The following is a 25,701-nucleotide window of genomic DNA, read 5'->3' as shown; positions in this document are numbered from 1 at the left end:
TCCGGAAGCGTTTACGCTTCCGGATTTTTTTATCCTCGCGACCAAACGTCCTCGCGCTGGTTTTGTGGCTTAGAGCACAAAAAATAAATTATGCGCCAACGCCGGGTCGATTTCCCCGCATCATAAACGCCTGTGATGGTGATGATGGGGGATGAGATGCGTAAAACGGAACTATTGGCTTTTCTACAAAATCAGACGGATTTTTTTGACCCCGATAACCTGAGCGACGTTTTTACCGCCAGCGACCTGGCTCAACGTTTTGCCATGCAGCGCAATACCGCCAGCCATTATCTCAATCAGCTGGTTGCTCAGGATGTCCTGGTGAAGATCAACACGCGTCCGGTCTACTTCCTGCATAAAAAGGCGTTCAGCCAGCAGTTCTTTCCACTATCCCGTAACGAGTACGCCAGCATGGCGGATCTGCTCGCTGAGAGCGATCGTCGGCCGGAGCCGGTCGACCATTTTTCACTGCTGACCGGGCATGACGGTAGTCTGCGAAAGCCCATTGAACAGATGAAAACCGCGCTGTTTTATCCTGACGGCGGGCTGCCGCTGCTTATCACCGGCGACAGCGGCACCGGGAAAAGCTATATGGCGGAACTGATGCACGCATACGCTATTGCCCAGGGGCTGCTGGCCCCCGACGCTCCCTTCGTCAGCTTTAACTGCGCGCAGTATGCCAATAACCCGGAACTGCTGGCTGCCAACCTGTTTGGCTATGTCAAAGGGGCTTTTACCGGCGCGCAGGGCGATAAAGCAGGGGCCTTTGAGGCGGCGAACGGCGGGATGCTGTTTCTCGATGAAGTTCATCGTCTGAACGCGGAAGGGCAGGAAAAGCTGTTTACCTGGCTGGATCGTAAAGAGATATACCGCGTTGGAGAGAGCGCGCAGGGGCTGCCTGTTTCACTGCGGCTGGTTTTTGCTACCACCGAAGACATTCACAGCACCTTCCTGACAACTTTTATTCGCCGTATCCCGATTCTCATCAGCCTGCCGGATTTACAGCATCGCAGCCGCCACGAGAAAGAGGCGCTGATGCTGCAATTTTTCTGGCAGGAAGCACGAACGCTCAACGCACGGCTACAGCTGACGCCGAGGTTGTTGCAGGGGCTGACGCACTATGTTTATCGCGGCAACGTTGGCGAGATGAAGAATGTGATCAAATACGCGGTGGCTTCGGCCTGGGCCCGGCGGCCGGGCAGCGAAGTGCTTAATGTGACGCTGCACGATCTGCCGGAGAACATCGTGGCCGCAACGCCAGCGCTCAATGAGCCTCTCCTCCAGGAGGAGCCGCTGCTTGTTGAACCCCAGACCAGCCTGCACTGGCTACAGCGCGCGCGCGATCCGGCGCAGAGCCTGATTTACGATACCCAGTGCCGCGTGCTGGCGTTGTATGAAGCGGTGCTGAGTCAAAAAAATAGCTGGGAGGAGGCGCAAAAAAGCATGGGTGAAGAGATTGAAACGCTCTTTGACCGGCTGATTTTCGATAACCCGGACGCCCACAGTGCCCATATGCTGTTGCTGGCCACGCAGCAGGTGCGGGAAGAGTTCTATCGGCTGGAAAAACGCTTCAATATTCAGTTTAACGGCAACTGTATTTATGCCCTGAGCCACTATCTTATCCATCGCTCCCGCCAGACACTGTCCACTTTAAGCCGCGAGAAAAGCCGCCAGCTGGAGAATTTTCTCGCGCAGAAATTTCCGCTGCTGTACCGCTTTTGCGAGGCGATCCTCGCCGCGCTGGCGCTGAAGCTTGATATCGAACCACGGCGCGTGGATCTGCTCTTGCTGGTACTGTGGCTGCAAAAAACCGGTGCCGTCAGCCAGCAGCAGGTGACCCGGGCGATCGTTCTGGCCCACGGCTATGCGACCGCCAGCAGTATCGCCAACGTGGCGAATCGGCTGCTGAAAAGCCAGCTGTTCGAGTCGTTTGATATGCCGCTCGATGTGACCCCCGAGGCGATCGCCAACCAGGTTCAGAGCTACATTGAGAGTCATGCACTGGGTTCCGGGCTGATTATTCTGGTCGATATGGGCTCGCTAAAGGCGATTCACAGTCACTTTAATCGCCGCCTGTCGACGCCGGTCGCAATCGTCAACAACGTCTCGACCAGCATGGCAATGTATGTGGGAGAACGCATATTGCAGGGGGATATGCTGGAAGATATTGTGCGGGAGATTGACGGCGCGCTGGCCGTTGAGCATCAGCTTTATTACCCGCAAGCCGATAAACCCAGGGCCATTCTCACCACCTGTGCGACCGGTATGGGCGCGGCGGCTAACCTGTCGGCACTATTAAGCGCCAGCATCCCGGCTGCGCTGGCCATTGATATTGTGGCCTGCGATGTCGATACGCTGGCCTGCCCGGCACGTCGTGAGCCGCTGCTCAGTCGCTACGAGGTGCTGGCGGTGGTCGGCACTCTCGATCCTCATCTCGAGGCGCTGCCGTGGATCTCGCTGGATTCGCTGATGTCAGGCGAAGGCAGCAGGCCGCTGATGCGTATTTTCGGCGAGCTGGCGACGGCTGAGCAGGTGAGCGAAATTAATAACCTGCTGCTCAAAAACTTCTCGCTGCGCCGGGTCATTGAATCAGTAACGATCCTTGATACGGGGAAAGTGATAAACCAGGTGGAGCAGTTTTTACTGCGCTATGAGCACCTTGCCGGCTGCCAGGTGGCTAACGATCGGAAGGTGGCGCTGTATGTTCATATTAGCTGCCTGATTGAGCGGCTGATCCGTAATGCCTCGCCGACCCCTGATGCAGGGAAACAGTGTCCGGAGAGCGAACTGGTTATTCTGCGAGAAGCCTTTAGTGTCATAGAGAGCGGATATAGTGTCAAAATCCCCCGCGTTGAGCTTTGTTACATTCACGATATTCTGACGCGCGAGACAGAATATATCCAGCAAGATCAAGAGTTTTAACACACTTCATCTTTTCATTCTGAGCCTGACCGGTGCGCCACTGTTTCTGGCATGCCGGTTGCAATAAGAGAAAGCAGTGGAATGCGCTTTCGAGGTAAGGATGAAACGACACTATATTTTTGCCAGTCATGGCACTTTCGCAAACGGCCTGTTGAATTCCGTGGAGCTGATTCTCGGTAAACAGCCGGATATTCACACCCTGTGCGCCTATGTAGATGATGACGTTGACCTGACCCAACAGGTCGAATCACTGCTGGCGAACTTTCCCGCCGACGATGAACTGATTGTGATTACCGATATTTTCGCCGGTAGCGTGAACAATGAATTTGTCCGCTTTTTATCGCGCCCGCACTTTCATTTATTGTCCGGTCTGAATTTGCCGCTAATTATCGACTTACTTATTTCCACGCAGGAAAGTGATACCGATAAATTAATTTCTGAAGCGCTAGCTAGCGCTAAAGAGAGCATTCAGTACTGCAATCATACCATTGCCAGTGCGACGACTATTGATAAAGACTTCTGAACACAGGAGGCGTCATGATTAAATTTTTAAGGGTAGATCATCGTTTACTTCACGGTCAGGTGGCTTTTTCCTGGACGCAATATGTTGGCGCAGACTGTATTTTAATCGCTAACGACAATGTGCCCAACGATGAACTGCGGAAAACCACGATCAAGCTTGCTAAACCGCCTTCGGTCAAGCTGGTGATTAAAAATATCGATGACTCAATCGAGTCGATAAAAAGCGGCGTCACGGATAAGTACAAACTATTTATTGTCGTGGAATCGGTGACCGATGCCTGGCGCATAGTGAATGCCGTGGAGGGTATTAAAAGTATTAATTTGGGTGGGATTAAAGCGAAAGAGGGCAGCCAGAATATCTCGAAGGCGATTAATTTATTGCCGGAAGAAATCGTGCAGCTGCAACAGCTCATCGACAGCGGCGTTGAGGTCGAAATTCGCCAGGTCCCGAACGATCGCAAACAGCTTTTAGCGGAATGCCTTTAATTCCGGAGGACAGATTATGGTAGAGGCTCTGTTACTCGGTCTGGTGGCGTTTATCGCGCAATCAGAATACGCGATGGGAACATCGCTCATTTCGCGGCCCATCGTCACCGGCCTGCTGACCGGATTAGTACTGGGGGATGTGCAAACCGGCGTCATCATGGGGGCTACGCTGGAGCTGGCGTTTATTGGCTCTTTCTCGGTGGGCGCATCGATTCCGCCCGATGTGGTCACTGGCGGCATACTCGGCGTGGCGTTCGCGATTACCTCCGGTGCGGGCACGGAGACGGCGCTGCTACTGGGCCTGCCGATTGCCACCCTGACGCTGATTTTGAAAAACGTCTACCTGGGGATGTTTATTCCCTGGCTCAGTCAGAAGGCCGATGGTTATGCCGAAGAAGCGGATACGCGCGGTATTGAGCGTATGCACCTGATTGCCGGATTCGGGCTGTCGTTAATGTTGGCGACGGTGGTCACGGTATCGTTTCTTGTCGGCAGTAACGCGGTGAAATCGCTGCTGGACGCGATCCCGGAATTTATTAAACACGGGCTCAGCGTGGCGACCGGCATTATTCCGGCGCTCGGCTTCGCAATGCTGGCCAGATTGCTGATTAATAAGAAAGTCGCGCCGTACTTTTTCCTCGGCTTTGTGTTGATGGCCTATCTGAAAATCCCGGTGACCGGTATTGCCATTCTGGGCGCGATTGTCGCGGTAGTGATGGTTAACGTCACTGCATTGAACTCACCCCGTACGACGACAGAACAAGGAGTCAGCGATGACGACGAAGATGATTTCTGAAGAGAATCTCGCGCCTCAGGAACAGGATGACACGCGCATCACGCCGCGCGACCTACGCCGGGTATTCTGGCGCTCTTTCCAGATGGAGTTCTCGTGGAACTACGAGCGGCAGATGAATCTCGCCTTCGTTTATGCGTTGATTCCGGTGTTGAAAAAACTCTATCCACGTAAAGAGGAGCTGGCTGGGGCGCTAAAACGGCATCTGGTGTTTTTCAATACCACGCCGCATATCGTCACCCTGTTGCTGGGAATTACCACGGCGATGGAGGAGAAAAATAGCCAGCAGAACAAGATGGACGCCAGCGCGATTGATAACGTAAAAGCGTCGCTGATGGGACCGCTTGCCGGGCTGGGAGACTCTTTCTTTTGGGGAACGCTGCGGCTGATCGCCACCGGCATCGGCACCAGTCTGGCGCTGAAGGGCAACATCCTTGGGCCAATTTTATTTCTGCTGGTGTTCAACGTGCCGCACATCCTGGTGCGCTGGTTCTTCACTCGCTGGGGTTACGTACTGGGGACAGGCGTGCTGCAGCGGATCCAGAAAAGCGGAATGATGGAAAGCCTGACCTACGGGGCGTCAATTATCGGCCTGATGGTGGTAGGGGCGATGACTGCCTCGATGATTGATATCACCATTCCCATCTCTTTTGGTGCCGGGGAGGCGAAAACCCAGGTGCAGGACATTATCAACGACATTATGCCTTGTCTGCTGCCACTGGTGAGTTTTGGCATTGTCTACTGGCTGCTGGGGCGAAAGGTCAAACCGCTCACGATTATTGGCGGGATGGCGCTGGTGGGCATTGCTGGATCGTGGATTGGATTATTTTAACGGGAGATGAATATGGTACCCACAATGATGACGTATATCCGCGAGGAACCTGAATGCCTGGCGCAGATCATCCGCCACTATCGGCAAAATCTGGCGGCAATTGAAACATTTGCCCGCCAGCATCCGGTACGCCGAATTCTGCTGTTGGCTACCGGGTCGTCACTGAATGCAGCGCTGTGCGCGCGCTATTTCTTCGAGCAACGCTTCGGCCTGCTGGTGGAGATTAAAGAGCCGTATAACTTTACCCACTATGAAATGATTGACCCGCATATCGACCTGGTGGTGGCGATTTCACAGAGCGGAAAAAGCGCGTCAACGCTGGAGGCGATGCGTAAGGTACAGGCGGCGAAGCTTCCTGTATTCGCGCTCACCTCTGATCCGCAAAGCCCGATTGCGAAGGCGTGTGACGGCGTTCTGGATATCAATACCGGTATTGAGAGCGTGGGCTTCGTTACCCGAGGTTTTAGCGCGACGGTATTGAATTTGTTGCTGATGGCCCTGTTGATTGCCCGAGGTCAGGGGAAAGCCAGCGCTGATGAAGAACGGCATTATCTCGCGGAACTGCGGCGGTTGGCGGCGGCAATCCCGGCGGCGATAACCCGTACCTCGCACTTTATCGAGCGGCACAGCGCGACGCTGCGCGACGGCGAGCGTTTTGTCGCCATCGGATACGGGGCGCTGGTGGGCGTGGCCAAAGAGTGTGAAACCAAATTCACCGAGACGGTACGCGTCCCTTCCAGCGGTTTCGAGCTCGAGGCCTATATGCACGGCTCTTATCTGGAGGCTAATGTCCGCCATATCATGCTGTTTATTGAAGACCAGCCGGATGAACGCAGCCGGGCGCTGCGCGACTACATGATGCCATCTGTCGCGCAGGCTTTCACGCTGACGCTCAACGACGAGGAGGATGAGCATACGCTGGCGCTGAACTGCCCGTGTGAACATCATCTGGCGCCGCTTCTGCTGGTGGTGCCGATCCAGATGCTGGCCTGGCATATCGCCGGACTTAAAGGTATCGACCTGGGAAAACGTATTTTTAACGATTTCGATCGCGTATTAAAAAGTAAAATCTGATTATTCAGGAGAAAACTATGTTGGGTTTTAATCAGGACGAGTACCTGACCAGTGCTCGCGAGATCATTGCTGCGCGCAAACAGGCGGAAAACGTCGCCGATGATATTTATCAGAGTGGCTGTAGCGCATTATTTTTTGCCTCAGTAGGCGGTTCTTTGGCGCCTATGATGGCGATTAATGAATTTGCTAAACAATTAACCGACGTGCCGGTTTATCTTGAACAGGCAGCGGAATTGATCCATCACGGGCATAAGAAATTAACCAAAGACGCGGTGGTCGTGACCTTGTCTAAATCCGGTGATACGAAAGAATCGGTGGCGATTGCAGAATGGTGTAAAGGGCAAGGTATTCGCGTGGTCGCTATTACCCGGAATGCCGATTCACCATTAGCTGAGGCGGCGAAATGGCATATTCCGATGTGTCACAAAAACGGCGTAGAATATGAATATATGCTGCTCTACTGGTTATTTTTCCGCGTAATTTATCGTCATGGTGAGTTTGCGGATTATGAGCGCTTTGCCAGCCAGTTGGAATTATTGCCGGAAAATCTCTTACAGGCTAAACGGCAGTTTGATCCGCAGGCGGATAATATCGCTGCGCAGTATCATGACCGTGATTATATGATGTGGATCGGTGGAGCCGAGATGTGGGGGGAAGTTTACCTGTTCTCGATGTGTATCCTGGAAGAGATGCAGTGGAAGCGAACCAAATCGGTCAGCTCGGCGGAGTTTTTCCATGGCACTCTGGAACTGCTGGAGAAAGATGTTCCGCTGTTCCTGGTGAAAGGCGAGGGTAAATGCCGGGCACTGGATGAACGTGTTGAGCGCTTCGCGAAAAAGATAACCGATCATCTGGTAGTCATTGACCCACGCGACTATCCGCTAAACGGTATTGATGACGCTTTCCGTTGGATAATGGCACCGTGTGTCGTGTCAACGTTGCTGGTGGACAGACTGGCGGCCCACTTTGAACATCATACCGGGCACGACCTGAATATTCGCCGTTACTACCGGCAGTTCGATTACTAATGTGTCTGCGGCGACCAGTGCGCTGGCCGCCGCAAATGTGACTCAGCGCGGTGAGACGTCTGCCAGCGCCGCATCTTTATTCGGGAAGAAGGCCAGACGCCCTGGAATTGGCTGAATCCCAGCTCGCGCCATGGTGCGCAGCGGCTGGAACTCGAGGTTTGAAACGCGCAGTTCGCAGCCGTCAGGCAATTTTTTGACAAAGCGCTGGAAGGCATCCAGACCACCGGCATCCAGTACCGGCACTGCATCCCATTTCAGCACCACAATTCGCTTACCCGCAATCCGCGACTCCAGGTCGGTAAACAACCCTTCGGCGGCGGCAAAGAACAGCGGGCCAATCACCCGCAGCACCAGCACATCATCCGGGACGGTCACGTTGACCGCAGACAGTCGCGTCATGCGTGCAATGCGGCGCATAAACAGCAACGAAGCCAGCACGATGCCTACGCTAATGGCGATAACCATATCGAACAGCACGGTCAGCGACATACAGATAAGCATCACGATAATGTCGTCTTTCGGCGCTTTACGCAGCAGATAGACCACTTTGTGCGCTTCGCTCATGTTCCATGCCACCATCAGCAGCAGCGCAGCCATTGCTGACAGCGGCAGCCAGGAGAGCACGGGCGCGAGGATCAGCAGCGCCAGAATGACCAGAATGGCGTGGATGACGGCAGACACTGGCGAAGTGGCTCCGGCGCGAACGTTGGCCGCCGAGCGGGCAATCGCGGCGGTGGCGGTAATCCCACCGAAGAACGGCGCCACAATGTTACCCAGACCCTGGCCGATCAGTTCGCTGTTGGCTTTATGTTTGGTGCCGGTCATACCGTCGAGCACCACCGCACACAGCAGCGATTCAATCGCGCCGAGCATCGCCATGGAAAACGCGGCGGGCAGCAGCGCGTGCAGCGATTCCCAGCTCAGGGTAAAGCTGGAGCCCGGAAGATCCCACGGCAGAACAAACTGCGGCAGTAACTGCGGGATCCCGTTACCCTGGGTACCGTCGGCCAGAATATAGTGGAACTGGGAGCCAATAGTGGCAACGTGGCCGCCGAGCAGATTGACAATCAGCATCACAAGGCAGCCGGCAATCAGCGCGGGCAGGTGGCCCGGAAGACGCAGTCCAAGACGCGGCCAGAGAATCAGCGTGCCGAGAGTGACAATACCAATTGCGGCATCACCAAAGTTAATGGTCGGCAGCGCCATCACCAGCGCGCCCACCTTCTGTAAATAGTGTTCAGGGACATGCGCCATCTGCAGACCGAGAAAATCCTTAATCTGCATGGTACCGATGGTAATACCGATCCCCGAGGTAAAACCGAGGGTCACCGACAGCGGAATGTATTCAATCAGGCGACCAAAACGGGCCAGGCCAAAGAGGATTAAAAACAGTCCTGAAAGCAGGGTGGCGACCAACAGGCCAGCCAGACCAAACTGCTGAGATACCGGGTAGAGTATGACCACAAAGGCGGCGGTTGGCCCGGAAACGCTGAAGCGCGATCCGCCGGTCAGCGCGATAACGATCCCCGCGACGGCGGAGGTGTACAGGCCGTACTGCGGCGCGACGCCACTACCAATTGCCAGCGCCATCGCCAGCGGAATGGCGATAATACCGACGGTGATCCCGGCGATAAGGTCTCGCATAAAGCGGGCCGAGGTGTACTTCTCCTTCCAGCAGGCGTCAATAAGCGCGCGGAAAGGCATCACTTGGGGAGAGAGTAATTTATTCACAATACTGTTTCATCCATGAGCGCATCATCTGTCACGTGAATGGCAGTGAAGTTGGCATAAATCATACAAATAAACTATACAGACAAAAAAACCCGCCGCAGCGGGTTTTTTAACCAAATCCGATTAATGTTCGAACATGGCGGAGATGGATTCTTCGTTGCTGATACGACGAATCGCTTCGGCCAGCATCCCGGACAGGGTCAGGGTACGTACGTTTGGCAGCGCTTTGATCTCATCGCTTAACGGGATGGTATCGCAGACAACCACTTCGTCAATGACGGAGTTACGCAGGTTATTGACCGCATTGCCGGAGAAGATCGGGTGGGTTGCGTAAGCGAATACGCGTTTTGCACCGCGTTCTTTCAGCGCTTCTGCTGCTTTGCACAGCGTGCCGCCGGTATCGATCATGTCATCGACCAGCACGCAGTCACGACCGGCAACGTCGCCGATGATGTGCATAACCTGGGAAACGTTCGCACGCGGGCGACGTTTGTCGATGATAGCCATGTCGGTATCGTTCAGCAGCTTAGCGATAGCACGAGCGCGAACCACGCCGCCGATGTCCGGAGAAACCACGATCGGGTTATCCAGGTTCAGCTGCAGCATATCTTCAAGCAGGATTGGGCTACCGAATACGTTATCCACCGGAACATCGAAGAAGCCCTGGATCTGTTCAGCGTGCAGGTCTACGGTCAGTACGCGGTCAACGCCAACGCTGGACAGGAAGTCAGCCACAACTTTAGCGGTGATTGGCACACGAGCAGAGCGAACGCGACGGTCCTGGCGAGCATAACCGAAGTAAGGGATAACGGCGGTGATACGGCCTGCGGAAGCACGGCGCAGGGCATCAACCATAACGACCAATTCCATCAGGTTGTCGTTAGTAGGGGCACAAGTGGACTGGATGATGAAAATATCACCACCGCGTACGTTTTCGTTGATTTGTACGCTGACTTCGCCGTCGCTAAAGCGACCTACAGCGGCGTCGCCGAGAGAAGTGTACAGGCGGTTGGCAATACGTTGTGCTAGTTCCGGGGTGGCGTTACCAGCAAAAAGCTTCATATCAGGCACGAGAAGAACCTCAGGCATGCGTCCAGTGGTGGATGAATCGGGCCGAAAACTGTGCGGGCCAGGCCGATTTCATCCAGGCGGTGTATTAAAGAGCGCGATGCAACGTCTGGAACAGGGTGACGTTGTCACCGGAGCTCAGTTTGCCCGGCAGGGTTACTCATCACCATTCTTCTTTCGTCAGCAGAACTGACGGAAACCGAATGATTCAGAGCAGGGCTTGCTTCAACGGAGAGAGGTTGACACCTTTCGCCACAAAGCCTTGCAACCATTCCGGGGCTTGCTCAAGCACCTGGCGGGCAGCGAGTTCCGTGTCGAATTCAGCAAAGACACAGGCTCCTGTTCCAGTCAGGCGCGACGGCGCGTATTCTAACAGCCAGGAAAGCACATCATCAACCTCGCGAAAACGTTTTCTTGCGATAACCTCGCAATCATTGCCGAATTCACAATTTAATAACGTTTCTATTGACCTGACCGGGGTATTTCGTGGCAGCTCCGGATCGCGAAAAATGATCGGCGTCGGGATGCTGACGCCCGGATGGGCCACCAGGTACCATTTTTCCGCCACGTCGACCGGCGTGAGCACTTCGCCAACGCCTTCGGCAAACGCGGCGTGGCCGCGAACAAACACCGGCACGTCGGCGCCCAGCGTCAGTCCGAGCGTCGCCAGCTCATCTTCCGGGAGCCCACACTGCCAGAGATGATTCAGCGCGACCAGCACGGTGGCCGCGTTTGACGAACCGCCACCAAGGCCGCCGCCCATGGGAAGGCGCTTCTCAATGCTGATATCGGCGCCGCTGCCTGCGGGCAAACGACCCGTTTCCGCTGCGGCTTTCATCAAAAGATGTGCAGCGCGGATAATCAGGTTATCTTCATCCGGCACGCCTGCGACTGGGGTGAGCAGCCGCAGCTGCCCGTCGGTGCGTGGCGTAATCGTCAGCGTGTCGCCGTAGTCGAGAAACTGAAACAGCGTCTGCAGCGTGTGATAGCCATCAGGGCGCTGGCCGGTAATGTACAAAAACAGGTTCAGCTTTGCGGGAGAGGGCCAGGTGGTCGTCATTTGGCGATCCAGTTATCCATTTTCAGCTTGATGCGCTGGGACCCTTCGGTCAGTTCCATGTTAGACGGCAGCGCCGGCTGGGTTTTGCTGTCGTACCCGCTGTATACCACTTTCCAGGTCTTGCCGTTCTGGGTGTAGTTGAGTTCACTCAGGCGATACTGGTCGTCGAGCTTATAGTCGGTGGCGTCGCCCGGCAGGCCGAGGATCCACTGGCGCAGGCTGTTAAGCGGAATCGGCATGCCGGTCAGCTTACCAATCATCTCTTCGCCGTCGGTGGCGGTATAGTGCTGGCCTTTGTTATCGGTCAGCTGCGCGGAGCCTGGCTGACCAACCAGCTCCAGCTCGGTGCTGCCCAGCGGGTTGGTCAGCAGCAGACGATAGTTGTCCTGACCGGTTTGCTGCCAGAAGAAGCGGGCATAGACTTTTTGCTGATCGGACAGATAGGCAAACGCGCCGCGCGTCTGGTACTGGCTAAGCTGGCGCACTTCCTGCTGGTGCTGTTGCCACTGCGGCGAGGTCGGGCTTTTGCCTGGGCCTTTTGGCGCATTGACGGTACAGGCGGTAAGAACCAGTGCTGCTAAAGGCAGCAGACGAATCAGGCGAGGCAGGGCCATGATGACAATCCTTGATATGCGTTGCGATTATAACGCTTAATGCTAGCGTCGCTGGTGGGCAGCGTCTACGCTCAAGTTGTCTTAAATCATAAAATTAACCCGTAATACCTATTACTCCAAAAGGGGGCCGTCCCTTTTATTGATCTCGCGCATCCTGTATGATGCGCACAGACTAACCTTATCAACGCTGGTACTACTCCCGCACAATGACCCTTTTAGCACTTGGCATTAACCACAAGACAGCCCCGGTAGCGCTGCGAGAACGCGTCACGTTTTCGCCAGACACGCTTGACCAGGCGCTGGAGAGCCTGCTGGCTCAGCCAATGGTGCAGGGGGGAGTGGTCCTGTCGACCTGTAACCGCACCGAACTTTATCTCAGCGTCGAAGAGCAGGATAACCTGCACGATGCCATCGTCCGCTGGTTGTGCGAATACCACGGCCTGAATGAAGAAGATCTGCGCCAGAGCCTGTACTGGCACCAGGATAACGACGCCGTCAGCCACCTGATGCGCGTCGCCAGCGGCCTCGATTCGCTGGTACTGGGCGAACCGCAGATTTTAGGCCAGGTCAAAAAAGCGTTTGCTGATTCCAGCCGCGGCCATCTGCACGCCAGCGAGCTGGAACGCATGTTCCAGAAATCATTTTCGGTCGCCAAGCGCGTGCGTACAGAAACGGATATCGGCGCCAGCGCGGTGTCGGTGGCGTTCGCCGCCTGTACCCTGGCGCGTCAAATTTTCGAATCTCTCTCCACGGTGACTGTGTTACTGGTTGGCGCGGGAGAAACCATCGAGCTTGTCGCGCGCCATCTGCGCGAACACCACGTGCAAAAAATGCTGATTGCCAACCGTACCCGCGAACGCGCACAGCTGTTGGCCGATGAAGTGGGCGCGGAAGTCATTGCGCTTAGCGACGTTGACGAGCGCCTTAAAGAGGCCGATATCATTATCAGTTCAACCGCCAGCCCGCTGCCGATTATCGGTAAAGGCATGGTGGAGCGCGCGTTGAAGGCGCGTCGCAATCAACCGATGTTGCTGGTGGATATCGCCGTACCGCGCGACGTAGAGCCGGAAGTGGGGAAACTCGCTAACGCCTATCTCTACAGTGTGGACGATCTGCAAAACATTATTCAGCATAACCTCGCGCAGCGTAAGGCCGCCGCGGTGCAGGCTGAAACCATCGTTGAGCAGGAAACCAGCGAGTTTATGGCCTGGCTGCGCGCGCAAAGCGCCAGCGAAATCATCCGTGATTATCGCTCCCAGGCGGAAACGGCGCGTGAAGAACTCACCGCTAAGGCGATGGCCGCGCTCGAACAGGGCGGCGATCCGCAGGTCATCATGCAGGATCTGGCGCGGAAATTAACCAATCGCCTGATCCACGCGCCAACCAAATCTCTTCAGCAGGCTGCCCGTGACGGGGATGACGAACGCCTGCATATTCTGCGCAACAGCCTCGGGCTGGAGTAGCACAACTCTATTTATAACAAGGTGCATTTACGCCAATGAAGCCTTCTATTGTTGCTAAACTGGAAGCTCTCTACGAGCGCCATGAGGAAGTTCAGGCGCTGCTTGGAGACGCAGCAACTATTGCCGATCAGGACCGTTTCCGTGCGTTGTCCCGCGAATACGCACAGCTGGGCGATGTGGCCCGCTGCTACACCGACTGGCGTCAGGTTCAGGAAGATATCGAAACCGCGCAGATGATGCTCGACGACCCGGAAATGCGCGAAATGGCGCAGGAAGAACTGCAGGAAGCCAAAGCTAAAGAAGAACAGCTGGAACAACAGCTGCAGGTGCTGTTGCTGCCGCGTGACCCGGACGACGAACGTAATGCCTTCATCGAAGTGCGCGCCGGGACCGGCGGTGATGAAGCAGCGCTGTTTGCCGGCGACCTGTTCCGTATGTATACCCGCTATGCTGAATCACGCCGCTGGCGCGTTGAGATCATGAGCGCCAGCGAAGGCGAGCACGGTGGCTTTAAAGAAGTGATCGCCAAAATCAGCGGTGAAGGCGTGTATGGCCGTCTGAAGTTTGAATCCGGTGGTCACCGCGTGCAGCGCGTACCGGCTACCGAATCTCAGGGGCGTATCCATACCTCCGCCTGTACGGTCGCGGTATTGCCCGAAGTGCCGGAGGCCGAGCTGCCGGATATCAACCCGGCGGATCTGCGCATTGATACCTTCCGCTCCTCCGGCGCGGGCGGTCAGCACGTTAACACCACCGATTCCGCTATCCGTATTACCCACTTGCCTACGGGGATTGTGGTGGAGTGTCAGGATGAACGTTCTCAGCATAAAAACAAAGCGAAAGCGATGTCGGTGCTGGGCTCGCGTATCCGTGCGGCGGAAATTGCCCGTCGTCAGCAGGCGGAAGCCTCCGAGCGCCGTAACCTGCTGGGCAGCGGCGATCGCAGCGACCGTAACCGCACCTATAACTTCCCGCAGGGACGCGTTACCGACCACCGCATCAACCTGACGCTCTATCGTCTGGACGAGGCGATGGAAGGTAAGCTTGATATGCTGATCGAGCCTATCGTGCAGGAATATCAGGCTGACCAGCTGGCTGCGCTGTCCGAGCAGGAATGATGACCTGGAGAGAGTGGCTGCAACAGGCGATAGCGGCGCTTCAGGGGGGCGAGAGCCCTCGTCGCGACGCCGAGATCCTGTTGGGGCATGTTACCGGCAAATCGCGCACCCAGGTTCTGGCCTTTGATGAGACCGAGCTAAGCGCCGCGCAGGTGGACACGCTGGCGGCGCTGCTGTCACGGCGTCAACGCGGCGAGCCGGTCGCGCACCTGGTGGGCACGCGTGAGTTCTGGTCGCTGCCGCTGTTTGTCTCCCCGGCGACGCTGATCCCGCGCCCGGACACTGAGTGTCTGGTGGAGCAGGCGCTCGCCCGTCTGCCGCAGACGCCGTGCCGTATTCTTGATTTGGGCACCGGCACCGGCGCGGTCGCGCTGGCGTTAGCCAGTGAGCGTCCTGACTGTCAGGTGACCGCCGTCGACTTTATTGCCGATGCCGTCGCCCTGGCGCAGCGCAATGCCGTTCATCTGGCTATCAACAATATTACGATTGTGCAAAGCGACTGGTTCAGTGCGCTGGACGACCAACGTTTTGCAATGATCGTCAGCAACCCGCCGTATATCGACGAGCAGGATGAACACCTGTCTCAGGGTGACGTGCGTTTTGAGCCCAAAACCGCGCTGGTGGCGGCCGATCATGGGCTTGCCGACCTGGCCCATATTATTTCGCAAGGCCGCGCCTGGCTTGAACCCGGCGGTTATATGCTGCTGGAGCATGGCTGGAAGCAGGGCGCCGCGGTGCGTGAATTGTTTAGCGCGGCAGGCTATCGGCAGGCGCAAACCTGCTGCGACTACGGCGACAACGATCGTCTGACGCTTGCGCAGTGGCACGGATATTCGGAGGCGCAGGCGTGAATTTGTTCCAGTTCGTGCTCTATTTACATATCGCGTCGGCGATTTTCTCCGCCTCATTTTTTGCGCTGCGTTACTGGTGGATGCACCAGCGTAGCGCCTTGTTTGACGCGCGTTGGGTGCGTGTGCTGCCGCATTGCGTTGACAGCACGCTGTTGCTCAGCGGCGTGGCGCTAATGGTGATGACGCGCTATTACCCCTTCACTGAAGAGGGGGGATGGCTGACGGAGAAACTGTTTGGCGTTATCATTTACATCTTTTTAGGGTTTGTCGCGCTTGGACGTCGTCGTCCGCGCAGCCAGCAGAGCGGGTTTGTCGCGTTTTTGCTGGCGCTGATGGTGTTGTGCATCATCGTTAAACTCGCCATCACTAAAGTTCCGCTGTTGGGGTAAGGTATGAAGTCACTGGCTGATTTTGAATTTAATAAAGCGCCGCTGTGCGATGGCATGATCCTTATTTCCGAATTGATTCGTGATGATTTCCCGTCGCAGAAGGTGCGCGAGCAGCTTGATTGTCTGTTGGCGCTGGCGCGTGAAGAGATTAGCCCGTCATGGACGCTGACGCGTCAGATGGAGCGACTGATCGAACTGTTTTACCACGAATGGAATTTTGGTGATTCATCCGGCGTGTATCGTCTGTCCGATGCGCTATGGCTCGATCAGGTCCTTAAGAATCGTCAGGGCAGCGCCGTGGCGCTGGGGGCCATTGTGCTGTGGATTGCGGCTCAGCTCGACATCCCGGTCGTGCCGGTGATTTTCCCGACCCAACTGCTGCTGCGTGCTGATGTCGACAGCGAAGAGCTATGGCTGATTAACCCGTTTAATGGCGATACCCTCGATGAGCATACGCTTGAAGTCTGGCTGAAGGGGAATATCAGCCCGATGGCGGAGCTGTTTAACGAAGACCTCGATGAAGCAGATAACGCAGAGGTAGTGCGTAAACTGCTCGATACGCTGAAATCGGCATTGATGGAAGAGCGGCAGATGGAGCTGGCGCTGCGCGCCAGCGAAGCGCTGCTGCAGTTTAACCCGGAAGATCCGTATGAAATTCGCGACCGCGGGCTGATTTATGCCCAGCTGGAGTGCGAGCATATTGCACTGAACGATTTGAACTATTTCGTTGAACAATGTCCGGAAGACCCGATCAGCGAAATGATTCGTGCGCAGATTAATACCATCTCGCACAAACAAATTACTCTTCACTAAACGGTAATAACCTCGGTTATAATCGCGGAAATACCCTAACAAGGCGATCTTATGAAAGAAAAAGTGGTTAGCATTGGTGATATCAAGGTAGCAAACGATCTGCCGTTTGTTCTGTTCGGCGGCATGAACGTGCTGGAATCACGCGACCTGGCGATGCGTATTTGCGAACACTACGTGACCGTGACCCAGAAGCTGGGCATTCCTTACGTATTTAAAGCTTCATTTGATAAAGCCAACCGTTCTTCTATCCATTCCTACCGTGGTCCAGGTCTGGAAGAGGGGATGAAGATTTTCCAGGAACTGAAGCAAACTTTCGGCGTTAAGATCATCACTGACGTCCACGAAGCCAGCCAGGCGCAGCCGGTTGCCGATGTGGTTGACGTGATCCAGCTGCCGGCGTTCCTCGCACGTCAGACCGATCTGGTAGAAGCGATGGCGAAAACCGGCGCGGTTATCAACGTCAAGAAGCCGCAGTTCGTCAGCCCGGGCCAAATGGGCAACATCGTTGACAAATTCATTGAAGGCGGCAACGACAAAGTGATTCTGTGCGACCGTGGTTCCAACTTCGGTTACGACAACCTGGTTGTCGATATGCTGGGCTTTGGCGTGATGAAAAAAGCGTCCAACAACTCCCCGGTTATCTTCGACGTGACTCACTCTCTGCAATGCCGTGACCCGTTTGGCGCAGCAAGCGGTGGTCGTCGCGCACAGGTTACCGAGCTGGCCCGTGCCGGTATGGCGGTAGGGATTGCTGGTCTGTTTATTGAAGCGCATCCGGATCCGGACAACGCACGCTGTGACGGCCCGTCCGCGCTGCCGCTGGACAAACTGGAACCGTTCCTGAAGCAGATGAAAGCCATCGACGACCTGGTGAAAGGGTTCGACGAACTGGATACCAGCAAGTAAGTTTTGCTACTGCATTGAAAAGCCGGCCCGTTTATCGCGTTCCGGCTTTTTTATGGCCGCAAAAAAGGCCGCAGGCTGTTACCCCTGCGGCCCGTTTCGGGCGCACGTTGCCATTACGGCAGCCTGACGCCCTCAGTGCGTTACTTCCTGTTACGCCACCCGCTCACAATCGCTGCGGTGATGATTCCCGCAATGACCGGAGCGGCAAGATCGTGCCAGAAAGCGACGCCAAACTGCGCGAGCGTCATATAGCCGCCTCTATTGCAATAACAACGGTTCGCGGCTATTCTTGAAGGGTCAGGTTTCAAGATAGCCCCCCGTTATGCTGTCAGGTTTACGCCTCTCAACGTGCGGGGGTTTTCTCTATCCAGCAACCTATGCCGCCAGGGATCAAGCCCCCGCAACATTGCGCCTCACCGGAGCAACTCCGGCTTAGCGCAGATTCTACGTGTACATCCTGAACCACTTCACTTAGCGAATGCGCGCGATGCGTGAGGCATTCCAGCTTTTCTACGCGCGTTGCATCCTGTTAGCCACATTCTCGCGTCGGCTCGCAGTATCAGGCAAATATCGTCATCAGATAGGCGGCAAACAGTGCCAGGTGTGCCGCGCCGTTAAGTACATTGGTGCGCCCGGTGGAGAACGAGATGTGGCACAGAATTAACGACGCGACCATCACGATCATCTCCGGCATTCCCAGACCAAACATCAGGTCGTTGCCGGTCATAAAGGCGATCAGCGTGACGACCGGTACCGTCAGGGAGATGGTTGCCAATACTGAACCAAAGAACAGATTCATGGCGCGCTGAACCTGGTTGTTCAACACCGCCTTCAGTGCGCCCAGCCCTTCCGGCGAGAGAATCAGCAGCGCCACCAGGAAGCCGGTAAAGGCCACTGGCGCGTTCATGCTGGTCAGCAACGTCTCCAGCGGGTTAGCATTCATTTTGGTGACCGCAATCACCGCCACCAGATGGACAACCAGCCAGATCGCGTGCCACATGCTGCTGTGCGCCGAAGGCTTACCGTGGTGCGGGTCATCATCATCGCTGTCATCTTCGTGCTCGTAGACAAACAGGCTCTGGTGGGTTTTGGTTTGAATTAACAAGAATACGCCATACATCGCGGCGGAGATCAGCGCTACCAGCAGCGATTGGCCGATCGTGAAATTGGCGCCCGGCAGTGAGGTCGGGAATACCAGCACAATAATGGCCAGCGGAAACAGCGCAATTAAATACTGTTTAATACCGAAAAGATTCATATATTGCGTGGCAAATTTACGTCCGCCAAGCAATAACGAGAAACCGACCAGGCCGCCGGTAACAATCATGATAATGGAATAGAGCGTATCACGCATAAGCGTTGGCGCGGCGTCGCCGGTGGCCATCAGTGCGGATATCAGGCTGACTTCCAGAATAACAACGGAAAGGCTTAAAATCAGAGAGCCATAGGGCTCGCCAAGGCGGTGGGCTAATACGTCCGCGTGGCGGACTACGCTAAATGCGCTGCTAAGAATGCCGACCAGCGCTAAGGCATTGATGGCAATAACCACTGGCAATGACTGACTGCTTCCCCAGAAGAACAGGATTGCCAGCGCCACCACCGGGAAAATGAGCGACGTCTCCTTGTGGCGAGTTTTCACCGCCTCATGTGCGTGAGTCATGTGTTTCTCCATGTATGCAGGTATTTATAATTATAGAAAAATTCAGTGACGTAAATTAACAAATTTTTCGACCTGGAATGCGATCTTTTACTAAAGTTTACCTGTGAGGCCATTTTTCATTAAAGATGGCTATAATATAAATTATTGGTCAAATATCTATTAAATAACAGCATATTGATGCACGGATTTCCCTATTTTTACCATCGGTGAAATCCTCGTAATAGCCCGAACGCCCCGGGAGACAAATTGCATCCCGGGTCATAAAGCTGGATAATATTTCGTCAACGACAGCTCCGGAGGTCGCCATTCGTTCCCTTGAGGGCGCATGTGTTGCAGGGAAGAGAAGTGGTGGTGGAGGTTTAAAGTGTTAACGCGTGATTTCTTGATGAAGGCGGATTGTACAACGGCGTTTGGCGCAATAGAGGAATCGCTGCTCTGGTCCGCTGAACAGCGTGCGGCATCGCTGGCGGCGACGCTGGCCTGTCGTCCGGATAATGGTCCGGTCTGGATTTTTGGCTACGGCTCGCTGATGTGGAACCCGGCTCTCAACTACAGCGAGTCGGTCACCGGCACCCTCATCGGCTGGCATCGGGCGTTTTGTTTGCGGCTGACAGCGGGGCGCGGAAGCGCCTGCCAGCCGGGGCGGATGCTGGCGTTGAAAGAGGGCGGACGTACCACCGGCGTGGCCTATCGTCTGCCGGATGACGAAATTGAAAATGAGCTGTCGCTGCTGTGGAAGCGCGAGATGATTACCGGTTGCTATCTGCCGACCTGGTGTCGGTTGAGCCTTGACGATGGGCGTACGGTGAATGCGCTGGTGTTTATTATGGATCCCCGTCATCCGCTGTATGAGTCTGACACCAGTGTACAGGTGATTGCACCGCTGATTGCCCGTGCCAGTGGCCCGTTAGGAACCAACGCGCAGTATCTGTTCTCGCTGGAGCAGGAGCTGCAAAAGCTGGGCATGCCGGATGATGGTTTAGATGAGCTGATTAATAAAGTGCGTGTCCTGGTCAGTGGCGTGAACCCGCCGGGGCTGGCATAAGCGCAAAAAGCGGAAACCCCGGAAGTGCGTGCTTCCGGGGACATTATCAGGCTGCGACGTAGCTGATAGAGTGCTCAAGCGACTGGCTGTGGCTATCAATCAGTACATTCCAGGTGCCGCTATAGGGCACGGTGAGATACGCTTTTTCTTCGTTTTGTACGCTCAGAATATCGGCGCCATGATTGCTGGCGCTCTTTTGGGTGCTCATTAAATGAATGTGGCAACGCTCAGAGCAACGCACCACCACCGTATCCCCGCCAAATAATGTCAAACTTGCCTTTACCATCACCAAAATACCCCGCTGCCATGAGTCAACGCGTTCCCTGCGACCAAATCCTGCCTGTGATGTTGTTCACAATTCACTCATCGCATAACACCAAACACCGCGTGCCTTGATGCTGATTTTGATCAAAAAATGCCGTAACGCTTCAACAAAAATGACAAAATCCCTGAATCCTTTCAGCCTTCGTGACATTCATAGGCAAAATGTGGCAGAGGTAACATAATATCCTCCCAAAGCGGGTAAAGGCGGCAAAATCAGAAGGTCAATACTTTATCTGCGGCCAGCGTCCACTGTGCCAGCTCAACCAGGGTGCCAATCTCCACGCCGTCGATCAGCGGCAGGGTGGTCATGCCGCGCCCGTCGGTGCAGGTTTTACACAGCTTCACCGGCACGCCCTGAGCGGTGAGGATCTCCAGCATCTGCTGGATGTTGTAGCCTTCAGCCGGTTTTTGCCCGCGCAGGCCAGCGGTGACGGCGTCTGACATTAAAAACAGCTGCAGGTGAAGGTCGCTCTGTTGCTCGCGCAGCGCGATGGCAAGGCGCAGGCTGTTAAACAGCGATTCGCTGCCGTAGGCAGCTCCGTTGGCGATAATGACAATACGTTGCATCTGAACTCCTTAATCAACTTCATGAAGATAGAGATCACCCTCTACCGGGTGTGCAAATGATACACCCGACACCGCAGGGGCTTGAAACGGTGGTGAAAAAATTGTGTGGAGCTGTTTCAACACAGGCGAAAAAAGCATCGTGGAAGCCATTGAAAAACAAGGCTGCTCAGCGGTCGACGAAGGAGGGAAATGCCTGAAAAGCAGGACAAACTGCGGTTTCTGTATGCCATAACTCTCAAGTGCTGCTGGCCGGCGTAACGTGTAAAACGGTGATTTCATCGTCATTCAGTCTATTCCTGGAATGCGGCGTGAAAGCTGAAGAATGAGGGGGATGGGGGTAAACTACAGGTTTGGGTGGGTGACATCTGACCCCCATTGGTTGCTGGCTATGAGGTTGTGCTTTTGTCTTTGCGTTTTTACTCGTCATTTTTCGTTGTGCTGGTGTTGGCCAGCAACTGCGCCCGGGCGCGGCAGTCGTTTATCGAAGAGGCGGAACACCCTTTCGATAACTTGCCGGATCTCGGCATCGCGCCGGAAAATCGCGAGGGCGAAAAACAGTTTGCCGAAATGGTGAAGTCTTTTGGCGAAGCCAGCATGACCGATAACGGCCTGGACACCGGCGAACAGGCGCGACTTTTTGCGCTCACGCAGGTGCAGGAGAAGCTGAATAGCGAAGTGAACCAACAACTGGGTAGCTGGCTCTCACCCTGGGGCAATACGGATTTTCAGATGCTGGTGGATGAGAAGGGTAAGTTTACCGGTAGCCACGGCAGTTGGTTTGTGCCGTTGCAGGACAACACCCGCTATCTCACCTGGACCCAGATAGGGTTAAGCCAACAGGACGAAGGAACGGTAGGGAACCTCGGCGTCGGCCAGCGTTGGGTCGCCGGGCGATGGTTGCTGGGCTATAACACCTTTTACGATAGCCTGTTGGGTGATGATCTCAACCGTGGCGGCGTTGGCGCGGAGGCCTGGGGTGAAAATCTGCGCTTTTCAGCCAACTACTACCATCCGCTTCATGCCTGGGAAAACAGCGGCACGACGCTACAACAGCGTATGGCGCGTGGCTACGACGTCACCGCACAGGCCTGGATCCCCGCCTGGAACCACATTAATACCAGCCTGAGCGTAGAGCAGTACTTCGGCGATAGCGTCGATCTGTTCCGCAGCGGTACGGGGTACCATAACCCGGTCGCGGTTTCGCTTGGCCTCAACTATACCCCCATTCCACTTCTCACCTTTAGCGCTCAGCACAAGCAGGGAGAGAGCGGGGTGAATCAAAACAATCTTGGCATGAAGGTGAATTTCCGCTTCGGTGTGCCGCTGAAAAAACAGTTAGCGGCTGATGAAGTCGCGCAAACGCGCACCCTGCGCGGCAGCCGCTACGATGCGCCAGAGCGCAATAGTTTGCCGGTGATGGAGTATCGACAGCGTAAGAGTCTGACGGTCTATCTTGCGACGCCGCCGTGGAACCTGAGCAGCTACGAAACGGTCGAGCTTAAACTTCAGATACACGACGAGTACGGCGTGAAATCGCTGACCTGGCAAGGTGATACTACCGCGCTCAGCCTGACGCCGCCGGCGTCGAATAACAGCACCGACGGGTGGAGCATCATTATGCCCGCGTGGGATTATACGCAAGGGGCCAGCAATACCTGGCATCTGTCGGTGGTGGTGGAAGATAAGAAGGGGCAACGTGTTACCTCCAATGAGATAACGCTGGCGTTGACCGAGCCGGTCGTCAGCTTTGCGCCGATGGAAAATGGCTGGTCGGGCATGACGCCTTAATTGTGCGTGACAGGAGCTGTCACGACAATTAAGGAGCGGGCAGTCAGAAAATACGTTCCTGATGCACCCAGACCGCGGCTTCAACGCGCGATTTCAGCTTCATTTTCTTCAACATATGCTTCACGTGCACCTTGACGGTGCTTTCGGTGATGTCCAGGCGACGAGCGATCATCTTATTCGGCAGGCCTTGAGCGATCAGTTTCAGAATATCGCGTTCGCGTGGCGTCAACTGATTGATATCACGATCGGAGGTCGCACGGTTAGCGCGCAGGCTGGCTGCGAGAACCGGGGTTAACGCTTCACTCAGCACCATTTCGCCCGCTGCAGCCTGCTGCAGGGCTTTCAGCAGATCTTCCGGCTCCATATCTTTTAGCAGATAGCCGTCGGCACCGCGTTTGAGCGCAGTGACGACGTCTTCTTCATGGTTAGAAACGCTGAAAACCACCACGCGGCCAGAGAGTGATTTTTCGCGCAGCTTGTCGAGGGTTTCCAGACCGTTCATGCCGGGCATGTTGAGATCGAGCAAAATCAGATCCGGATCGAGCGCTTCTGCCAGTTCAATGCCTTGCTCGCCGTTGCTGGCTTCGCCCACAACCTGTATATCCGATGCCATACTGACCAGCTGTTTTACGCCAGTACGCAGCATGGGATGATCGTCAATTAGCAGGATGGTAGCCCGTTCCTGATTACTCATGGATTTCTCCTTGGAAAGTTGAAAGCGATTTTTCAGGGATAAACGAGACCACGACTTCAGTACCGCCGCTTTCACGGCGACGAACCTGGCAATCGCCACGCAGGCTCTGCGCGCGGTCACGCATAATAATAAGACCATAATGGTTGCTGCGTTCAGCGTGCAGCGGCACACCGCAGCCGTTATCCGCCACCACCAGTTTGACCTGATTACCCTGTTGGGTAACGGTCACCTTCACGTCGCTGGCCTGTGAATGCTTCAGCGCATTGCTGAGTGCCTCACGGGCAATTTGCAGCACGTGAATGGCCTGATGCGACGGGACGTAGCGCGGCGGTAGCTGATAGTCCAGCTGGACCGGGAAACCAAAGTGTTTGCTGTATTCCAGACAACTGCACTCCAGTGCCGGGCGCAGACCCGACTCGGTCAGCTTCAGGCGGAAAGTGGTCAGCAGCTCGCGCAGTTGCGCCCACGAGGTGTTTAGCTCGTTACGGACCTGGCCAAGCAGTTCGCGGCTTTCTGCGGACGACTGTTCGTTCTGCATCATTTGCAGACAGCTGACCTGCATTTTCATACATGAGAGCGATTGGGCGATGGAGTCATGCAGCTCGCGGGCAATGGTGGCGCGCTCTTCCATAACGATGAGCTGTTGCTGACGCTCCAGCTGTTTATCCAGCGCCAGCGTCGAGGTTAGTTGTTCGAGCAGCGTGTCGACCAATTGCTGCTGATCGTGGCTCAGCTCGCGACCATGGGGCAGGGTGGCCAGCAGAATGCCATACTGATTGCGCGGGTCGGTAAGACGCCATTTGAGCGTCGCGCCTTCGGTCGCCGACATATCAACGTCCCGTGGACACAGGTAACAGCCTTTATCGTCGCATTCCCAGCCTGAATGGCAGCTAAATTCCTGGTGGTTCTCTTCATCTTCAGTGTCGTAGACCCGCACTTCAATTTCCCGTAGCGGCGTCAGCTGTTGCAGGCCGTTCAATACCGGCGAAATACGCTCGCACAGCGGTGCGCTGCTGTGTAGCCGGCGGTTCGCCTGCCACAGGAAGGAGAGTATGGCATTCTTCTGCTCCAGACCGGCGGTTTTTTCCTGCACCCGGCGTTCCAGCGATGCATAGCTTTCGGCCAGTTCGGCAGACATGTTGTTCAGCGCCATGCCCAGCGTTGCCATTTCATTACGTCCGCCGATCTGCGCGCGATAGGTAAAATCACGATGACTGATGGCTTCCGCCATCCGCAGAAGCTGACGCCACGGATGCAGCAGGCGTGTACGTAGCCAGAAGACGGTGAAAATAAACAGCACGGCCATGAAAAAAGCCATCAGGCGGTGCATCCACACCACGTGAGAGATGCGCTCTTCGGTGGTGTGATCGAAAACGGTGACTAACTGATTAATGCGGTCGACGAAGCCCGAGACATCGGCATTCACTTCATCCTGGCTTTGTGCGCCGCGAATGTCGGGCGCCAGATGATTCAGCCAGTACTGCTGTAGCGCTTTGAGCTGTGCCACCTGGCCATCACGTTCTGCCGCCAGCTGTAGCTCCGGGCTGAAGACGGTTTTTTGCATTTCATCAAACAAGGGCTGGTCGTGCTCTTGCACGGGAATGGCCGCCAGCAGACGGTAGCTCTGCATACGCAGAGAGCCTGCCTGGTTAATGGCGTGCGCGCTGCCCTGGACGCCGTTGACCAGGCGTGCGGAAATCATCATGCTGGCCACCCCGATGAGGGTAGAGAGCAGGACGATGAGGGCCAGTTGATTCACCAACGTGAGTGGTGTAAAAAAGCGTCTAAACATTGTGCGTTACAGCTCCTGACGGAAGGCTCTCCGGCGAGTGGCGTTATTTTCGACTATCGCCTGGAGTATACCCATACCCCTAAGGAGTTACTCCTTTATTTCCATAATAGTAAAGGTGCCGGGGGGAGAGGGGTAGCAACGTAACAGCCGTGTGATAAAAC

At 55.3% G+C, this 25,701-nt stretch carries 26 protein-coding genes; 15 read left to right on the top strand and 11 right to left on the bottom strand.

Annotated features, from left to right (window positions below; genetic code table 11):
* Positions 1-156: 156 nt before the first annotated feature.
* From K7B04_RS18710 to K7B04_RS18680, 7 genes are all read left to right on the top strand, one after another.
* On the top strand, positions 157-2,922 hold the full coding sequence (locus tag K7B04_RS18710; protein ID WP_223802720.1) for a sigma-54-dependent transcriptional regulator: 2,766 nt from the start codon (positions 157-159) through the stop codon (positions 2,920-2,922).
* A 100-nt stretch (positions 2,923-3,022) separates the two neighbouring features.
* Positions 3,023-3,445, top strand: a complete 423-nt coding sequence (locus K7B04_RS18705; protein ID WP_065356707.1) for a PTS sugar transporter subunit IIA — start codon at positions 3,023-3,025, stop codon at positions 3,443-3,445.
* Positions 3,446-3,459: 14 nt separating this feature from the next.
* Entirely contained in the window at positions 3,460-3,930 is a 471-nt protein-coding gene (locus tag K7B04_RS18700) for a PTS sugar transporter subunit IIB (protein WP_065356706.1), read from the top strand.
* 16 nt (positions 3,931-3,946) lie between these two features.
* Positions 3,947-4,726, top strand: a complete 780-nt coding sequence (locus K7B04_RS18695) for a PTS mannose/fructose/sorbose/N-acetylgalactosamine transporter subunit IIC (RefSeq protein WP_163446163.1) — start codon at positions 3,947-3,949, stop codon at positions 4,724-4,726.
* A complete protein-coding gene (locus K7B04_RS18690) occupies positions 4,704-5,555 on the top strand; it encodes a PTS system mannose/fructose/sorbose family transporter subunit IID (RefSeq protein ID WP_065356704.1) in 852 nt (283 codons plus the stop codon). Before K7B04_RS18695 ends, K7B04_RS18690 begins: the two co-directional genes overlap by 23 nt.
* A 12-nt stretch (positions 5,556-5,567) precedes the next feature.
* Positions 5,568-6,629, top strand: a complete 1,062-nt coding sequence (locus K7B04_RS18685; protein WP_223802719.1) for an SIS domain-containing protein — start codon at positions 5,568-5,570, stop codon at positions 6,627-6,629.
* Between the two features lie 17 nt (positions 6,630-6,646).
* On the top strand, positions 6,647-7,657 hold the full coding sequence (locus K7B04_RS18680) for an SIS domain-containing protein (RefSeq protein WP_064544951.1): 1,011 nt from the start codon (positions 6,647-6,649) through the stop codon (positions 7,655-7,657).
* Positions 7,658-7,699: 42 nt separating this feature from the next.
* Here K7B04_RS18680 and dauA read toward each other — a convergent pair whose 3' ends face one another.
* From dauA to lolB, 4 genes are all read right to left on the bottom strand, one after another.
* Entirely contained in the window at positions 7,700-9,388 is a 1,689-nt protein-coding gene (gene dauA / locus K7B04_RS18675) for a C4-dicarboxylic acid transporter DauA (protein ID WP_256450013.1), read from the bottom strand.
* A gap of 123 nt (positions 9,389-9,511) precedes the next feature.
* Positions 9,512-10,459, bottom strand: coding sequence for a ribose-phosphate diphosphokinase (prs, locus tag K7B04_RS18670; RefSeq protein WP_003856663.1), 948 nt, complete (start codon positions 10,457-10,459; stop codon positions 9,512-9,514).
* A 205-nt stretch (positions 10,460-10,664) separates the two neighbouring features.
* Positions 10,665-11,516, bottom strand: a complete 852-nt coding sequence (gene ispE / locus K7B04_RS18665; RefSeq protein ID WP_223802718.1) for a 4-(cytidine 5'-diphospho)-2-C-methyl-D-erythritol kinase — start codon at positions 11,514-11,516, stop codon at positions 10,665-10,667.
* On the bottom strand, positions 11,513-12,130 hold the full coding sequence (gene lolB / locus K7B04_RS18660) for a lipoprotein insertase outer membrane protein LolB (protein WP_223802717.1): 618 nt from the start codon (positions 12,128-12,130) through the stop codon (positions 11,513-11,515). The genes ispE and lolB overlap by 4 nt, the downstream gene beginning before the upstream one ends.
* A gap of 206 nt (positions 12,131-12,336) precedes the next feature.
* On the opposite strand from lolB, the gene hemA reads away from it, so the two are divergent.
* Genes hemA through kdsA form a run of 6 tightly spaced genes read left to right on the top strand, consistent with a single transcriptional unit; the run spans position 12,337 to position 17,670 of the window.
* Positions 12,337-13,593: a glutamyl-tRNA reductase gene (hemA, locus tag K7B04_RS18655; RefSeq protein ID WP_065356699.1), complete on the top strand. Its 1,257-nt coding sequence runs from the start codon at positions 12,337-12,339 to the stop codon at positions 13,591-13,593.
* A 35-nt stretch (positions 13,594-13,628) separates the two neighbouring features.
* Complete coding sequence (gene prfA, locus K7B04_RS18650) at positions 13,629-14,711, top strand: peptide chain release factor 1 (RefSeq protein WP_163446160.1); 1,083 nt, start codon at positions 13,629-13,631, stop codon at positions 14,709-14,711.
* The gene (prmC, locus tag K7B04_RS18645; protein WP_223804193.1) at positions 14,711-15,562 is read left to right on the top strand and encodes a peptide chain release factor N(5)-glutamine methyltransferase; all 852 of its coding nucleotides are present in this window, start codon (positions 14,711-14,713) and stop codon (positions 15,560-15,562) included. Before prfA ends, prmC begins: the two co-directional genes overlap by 1 nt.
* Positions 15,559-15,951 (top strand): SirB2 family protein, encoded by a 393-nt coding sequence (locus K7B04_RS18640; protein WP_167575711.1) that lies wholly within the window; start codon positions 15,559-15,561, stop codon positions 15,949-15,951. The genes prmC and K7B04_RS18640 overlap by 4 nt, the downstream gene beginning before the upstream one ends.
* 3 nt (positions 15,952-15,954) lie before the next feature.
* Positions 15,955-16,764, top strand: coding sequence for an invasion regulator SirB1 (gene sirB1, locus K7B04_RS18635; protein ID WP_163446158.1), 810 nt, complete (start codon positions 15,955-15,957; stop codon positions 16,762-16,764).
* 51 nt (positions 16,765-16,815) lie between these two features.
* A complete protein-coding gene (gene kdsA / locus K7B04_RS18630; protein ID WP_064544969.1) occupies positions 16,816-17,670 on the top strand; it encodes a 3-deoxy-8-phosphooctulonate synthase in 855 nt (284 codons plus the stop codon).
* Positions 17,671-17,810: 140 nt separating this feature from the next.
* On the opposite strand, the gene K7B04_RS18625 is transcribed toward kdsA, so the two are convergent.
* Positions 17,811-17,918 (bottom strand): type I toxin-antitoxin system toxin Ldr family protein, encoded by a 108-nt coding sequence (locus K7B04_RS18625; RefSeq protein WP_167575712.1) that lies wholly within the window; start codon positions 17,916-17,918, stop codon positions 17,811-17,813.
* A 311-nt stretch (positions 17,919-18,229) separates the two neighbouring features.
* Positions 18,230-19,330, bottom strand: a complete 1,101-nt coding sequence (chaA, locus tag K7B04_RS18620; protein WP_064544973.1) for a sodium-potassium/proton antiporter ChaA — start codon at positions 19,328-19,330, stop codon at positions 18,230-18,232.
* A 364-nt stretch (positions 19,331-19,694) separates the two neighbouring features.
* Between chaA and K7B04_RS18615 the strand changes: the two genes are divergently transcribed.
* A complete protein-coding gene (locus tag K7B04_RS18615; RefSeq protein WP_163448671.1) occupies positions 19,695-20,375 on the top strand; it encodes a gamma-glutamylcyclotransferase in 681 nt (226 codons plus the stop codon).
* Positions 20,376-20,421: 46 nt separating this feature from the next.
* Here K7B04_RS18615 and K7B04_RS18610 read toward each other — a convergent pair whose 3' ends face one another.
* The 3 genes from K7B04_RS18610 to K7B04_RS18600 all read right to left on the bottom strand — a co-directional run bounded on the left by K7B04_RS18610 (position 20,422) and on the right by K7B04_RS18600 (position 21,551).
* Entirely contained in the window at positions 20,422-20,667 is a 246-nt protein-coding gene (locus K7B04_RS18610) for a DUF1883 domain-containing protein (RefSeq protein WP_064544976.1), read from the bottom strand.
* Between the two features lie 245 nt (positions 20,668-20,912).
* A complete protein-coding gene (locus K7B04_RS18605; protein ID WP_065356693.1) occupies positions 20,913-21,266 on the bottom strand; it encodes a DsrE/DsrF/TusD sulfur relay family protein in 354 nt (117 codons plus the stop codon).
* 9 nt (positions 21,267-21,275) lie between these two features.
* Complete coding sequence (locus tag K7B04_RS18600) at positions 21,276-21,551, bottom strand: hypothetical protein (RefSeq protein WP_223802716.1); 276 nt, start codon at positions 21,549-21,551, stop codon at positions 21,276-21,278.
* A 153-nt stretch (positions 21,552-21,704) separates the two neighbouring features.
* Between K7B04_RS18600 and K7B04_RS18595 the strand changes: the two genes are divergently transcribed.
* Positions 21,705-23,054 carry a YchO/YchP family invasin gene (locus tag K7B04_RS18595; RefSeq protein ID WP_275957290.1) on the top strand — a complete coding sequence of 450 codons (1,350 nt, stop codon included), beginning with the start codon at positions 21,705-21,707 and terminating at the stop codon, positions 23,052-23,054.
* A gap of 43 nt (positions 23,055-23,097) precedes the next feature.
* Here K7B04_RS18595 and narL read toward each other — a convergent pair whose 3' ends face one another.
* Together narL and narX are read right to left on the bottom strand one after the other, a co-directional pair.
* Positions 23,098-23,748 (bottom strand): two-component system response regulator NarL, encoded by a 651-nt coding sequence (gene narL, locus K7B04_RS18590; protein ID WP_065356687.1) that lies wholly within the window; start codon positions 23,746-23,748, stop codon positions 23,098-23,100.
* Complete coding sequence (gene narX, locus K7B04_RS18585; protein ID WP_223802715.1) at positions 23,741-25,540, bottom strand: nitrate/nitrite two-component system sensor histidine kinase NarX; 1,800 nt, start codon at positions 25,538-25,540, stop codon at positions 23,741-23,743. The genes narL and narX overlap by 8 nt, the downstream gene beginning before the upstream one ends.
* Between the last annotated feature and the right edge of the window lie 161 nt (positions 25,541-25,701).

It is taken from the genome of Kluyvera sp. CRP (assembly GCF_019930565.1).
GTDB lineage: Bacteria > Pseudomonadota > Gammaproteobacteria > Enterobacterales > Enterobacteriaceae > Kluyvera > Kluyvera georgiana_A.
The sequence above is the reverse complement of the archived record's forward strand: the minus strand, read 5'-3'. Positions and strand labels throughout refer to the sequence as shown.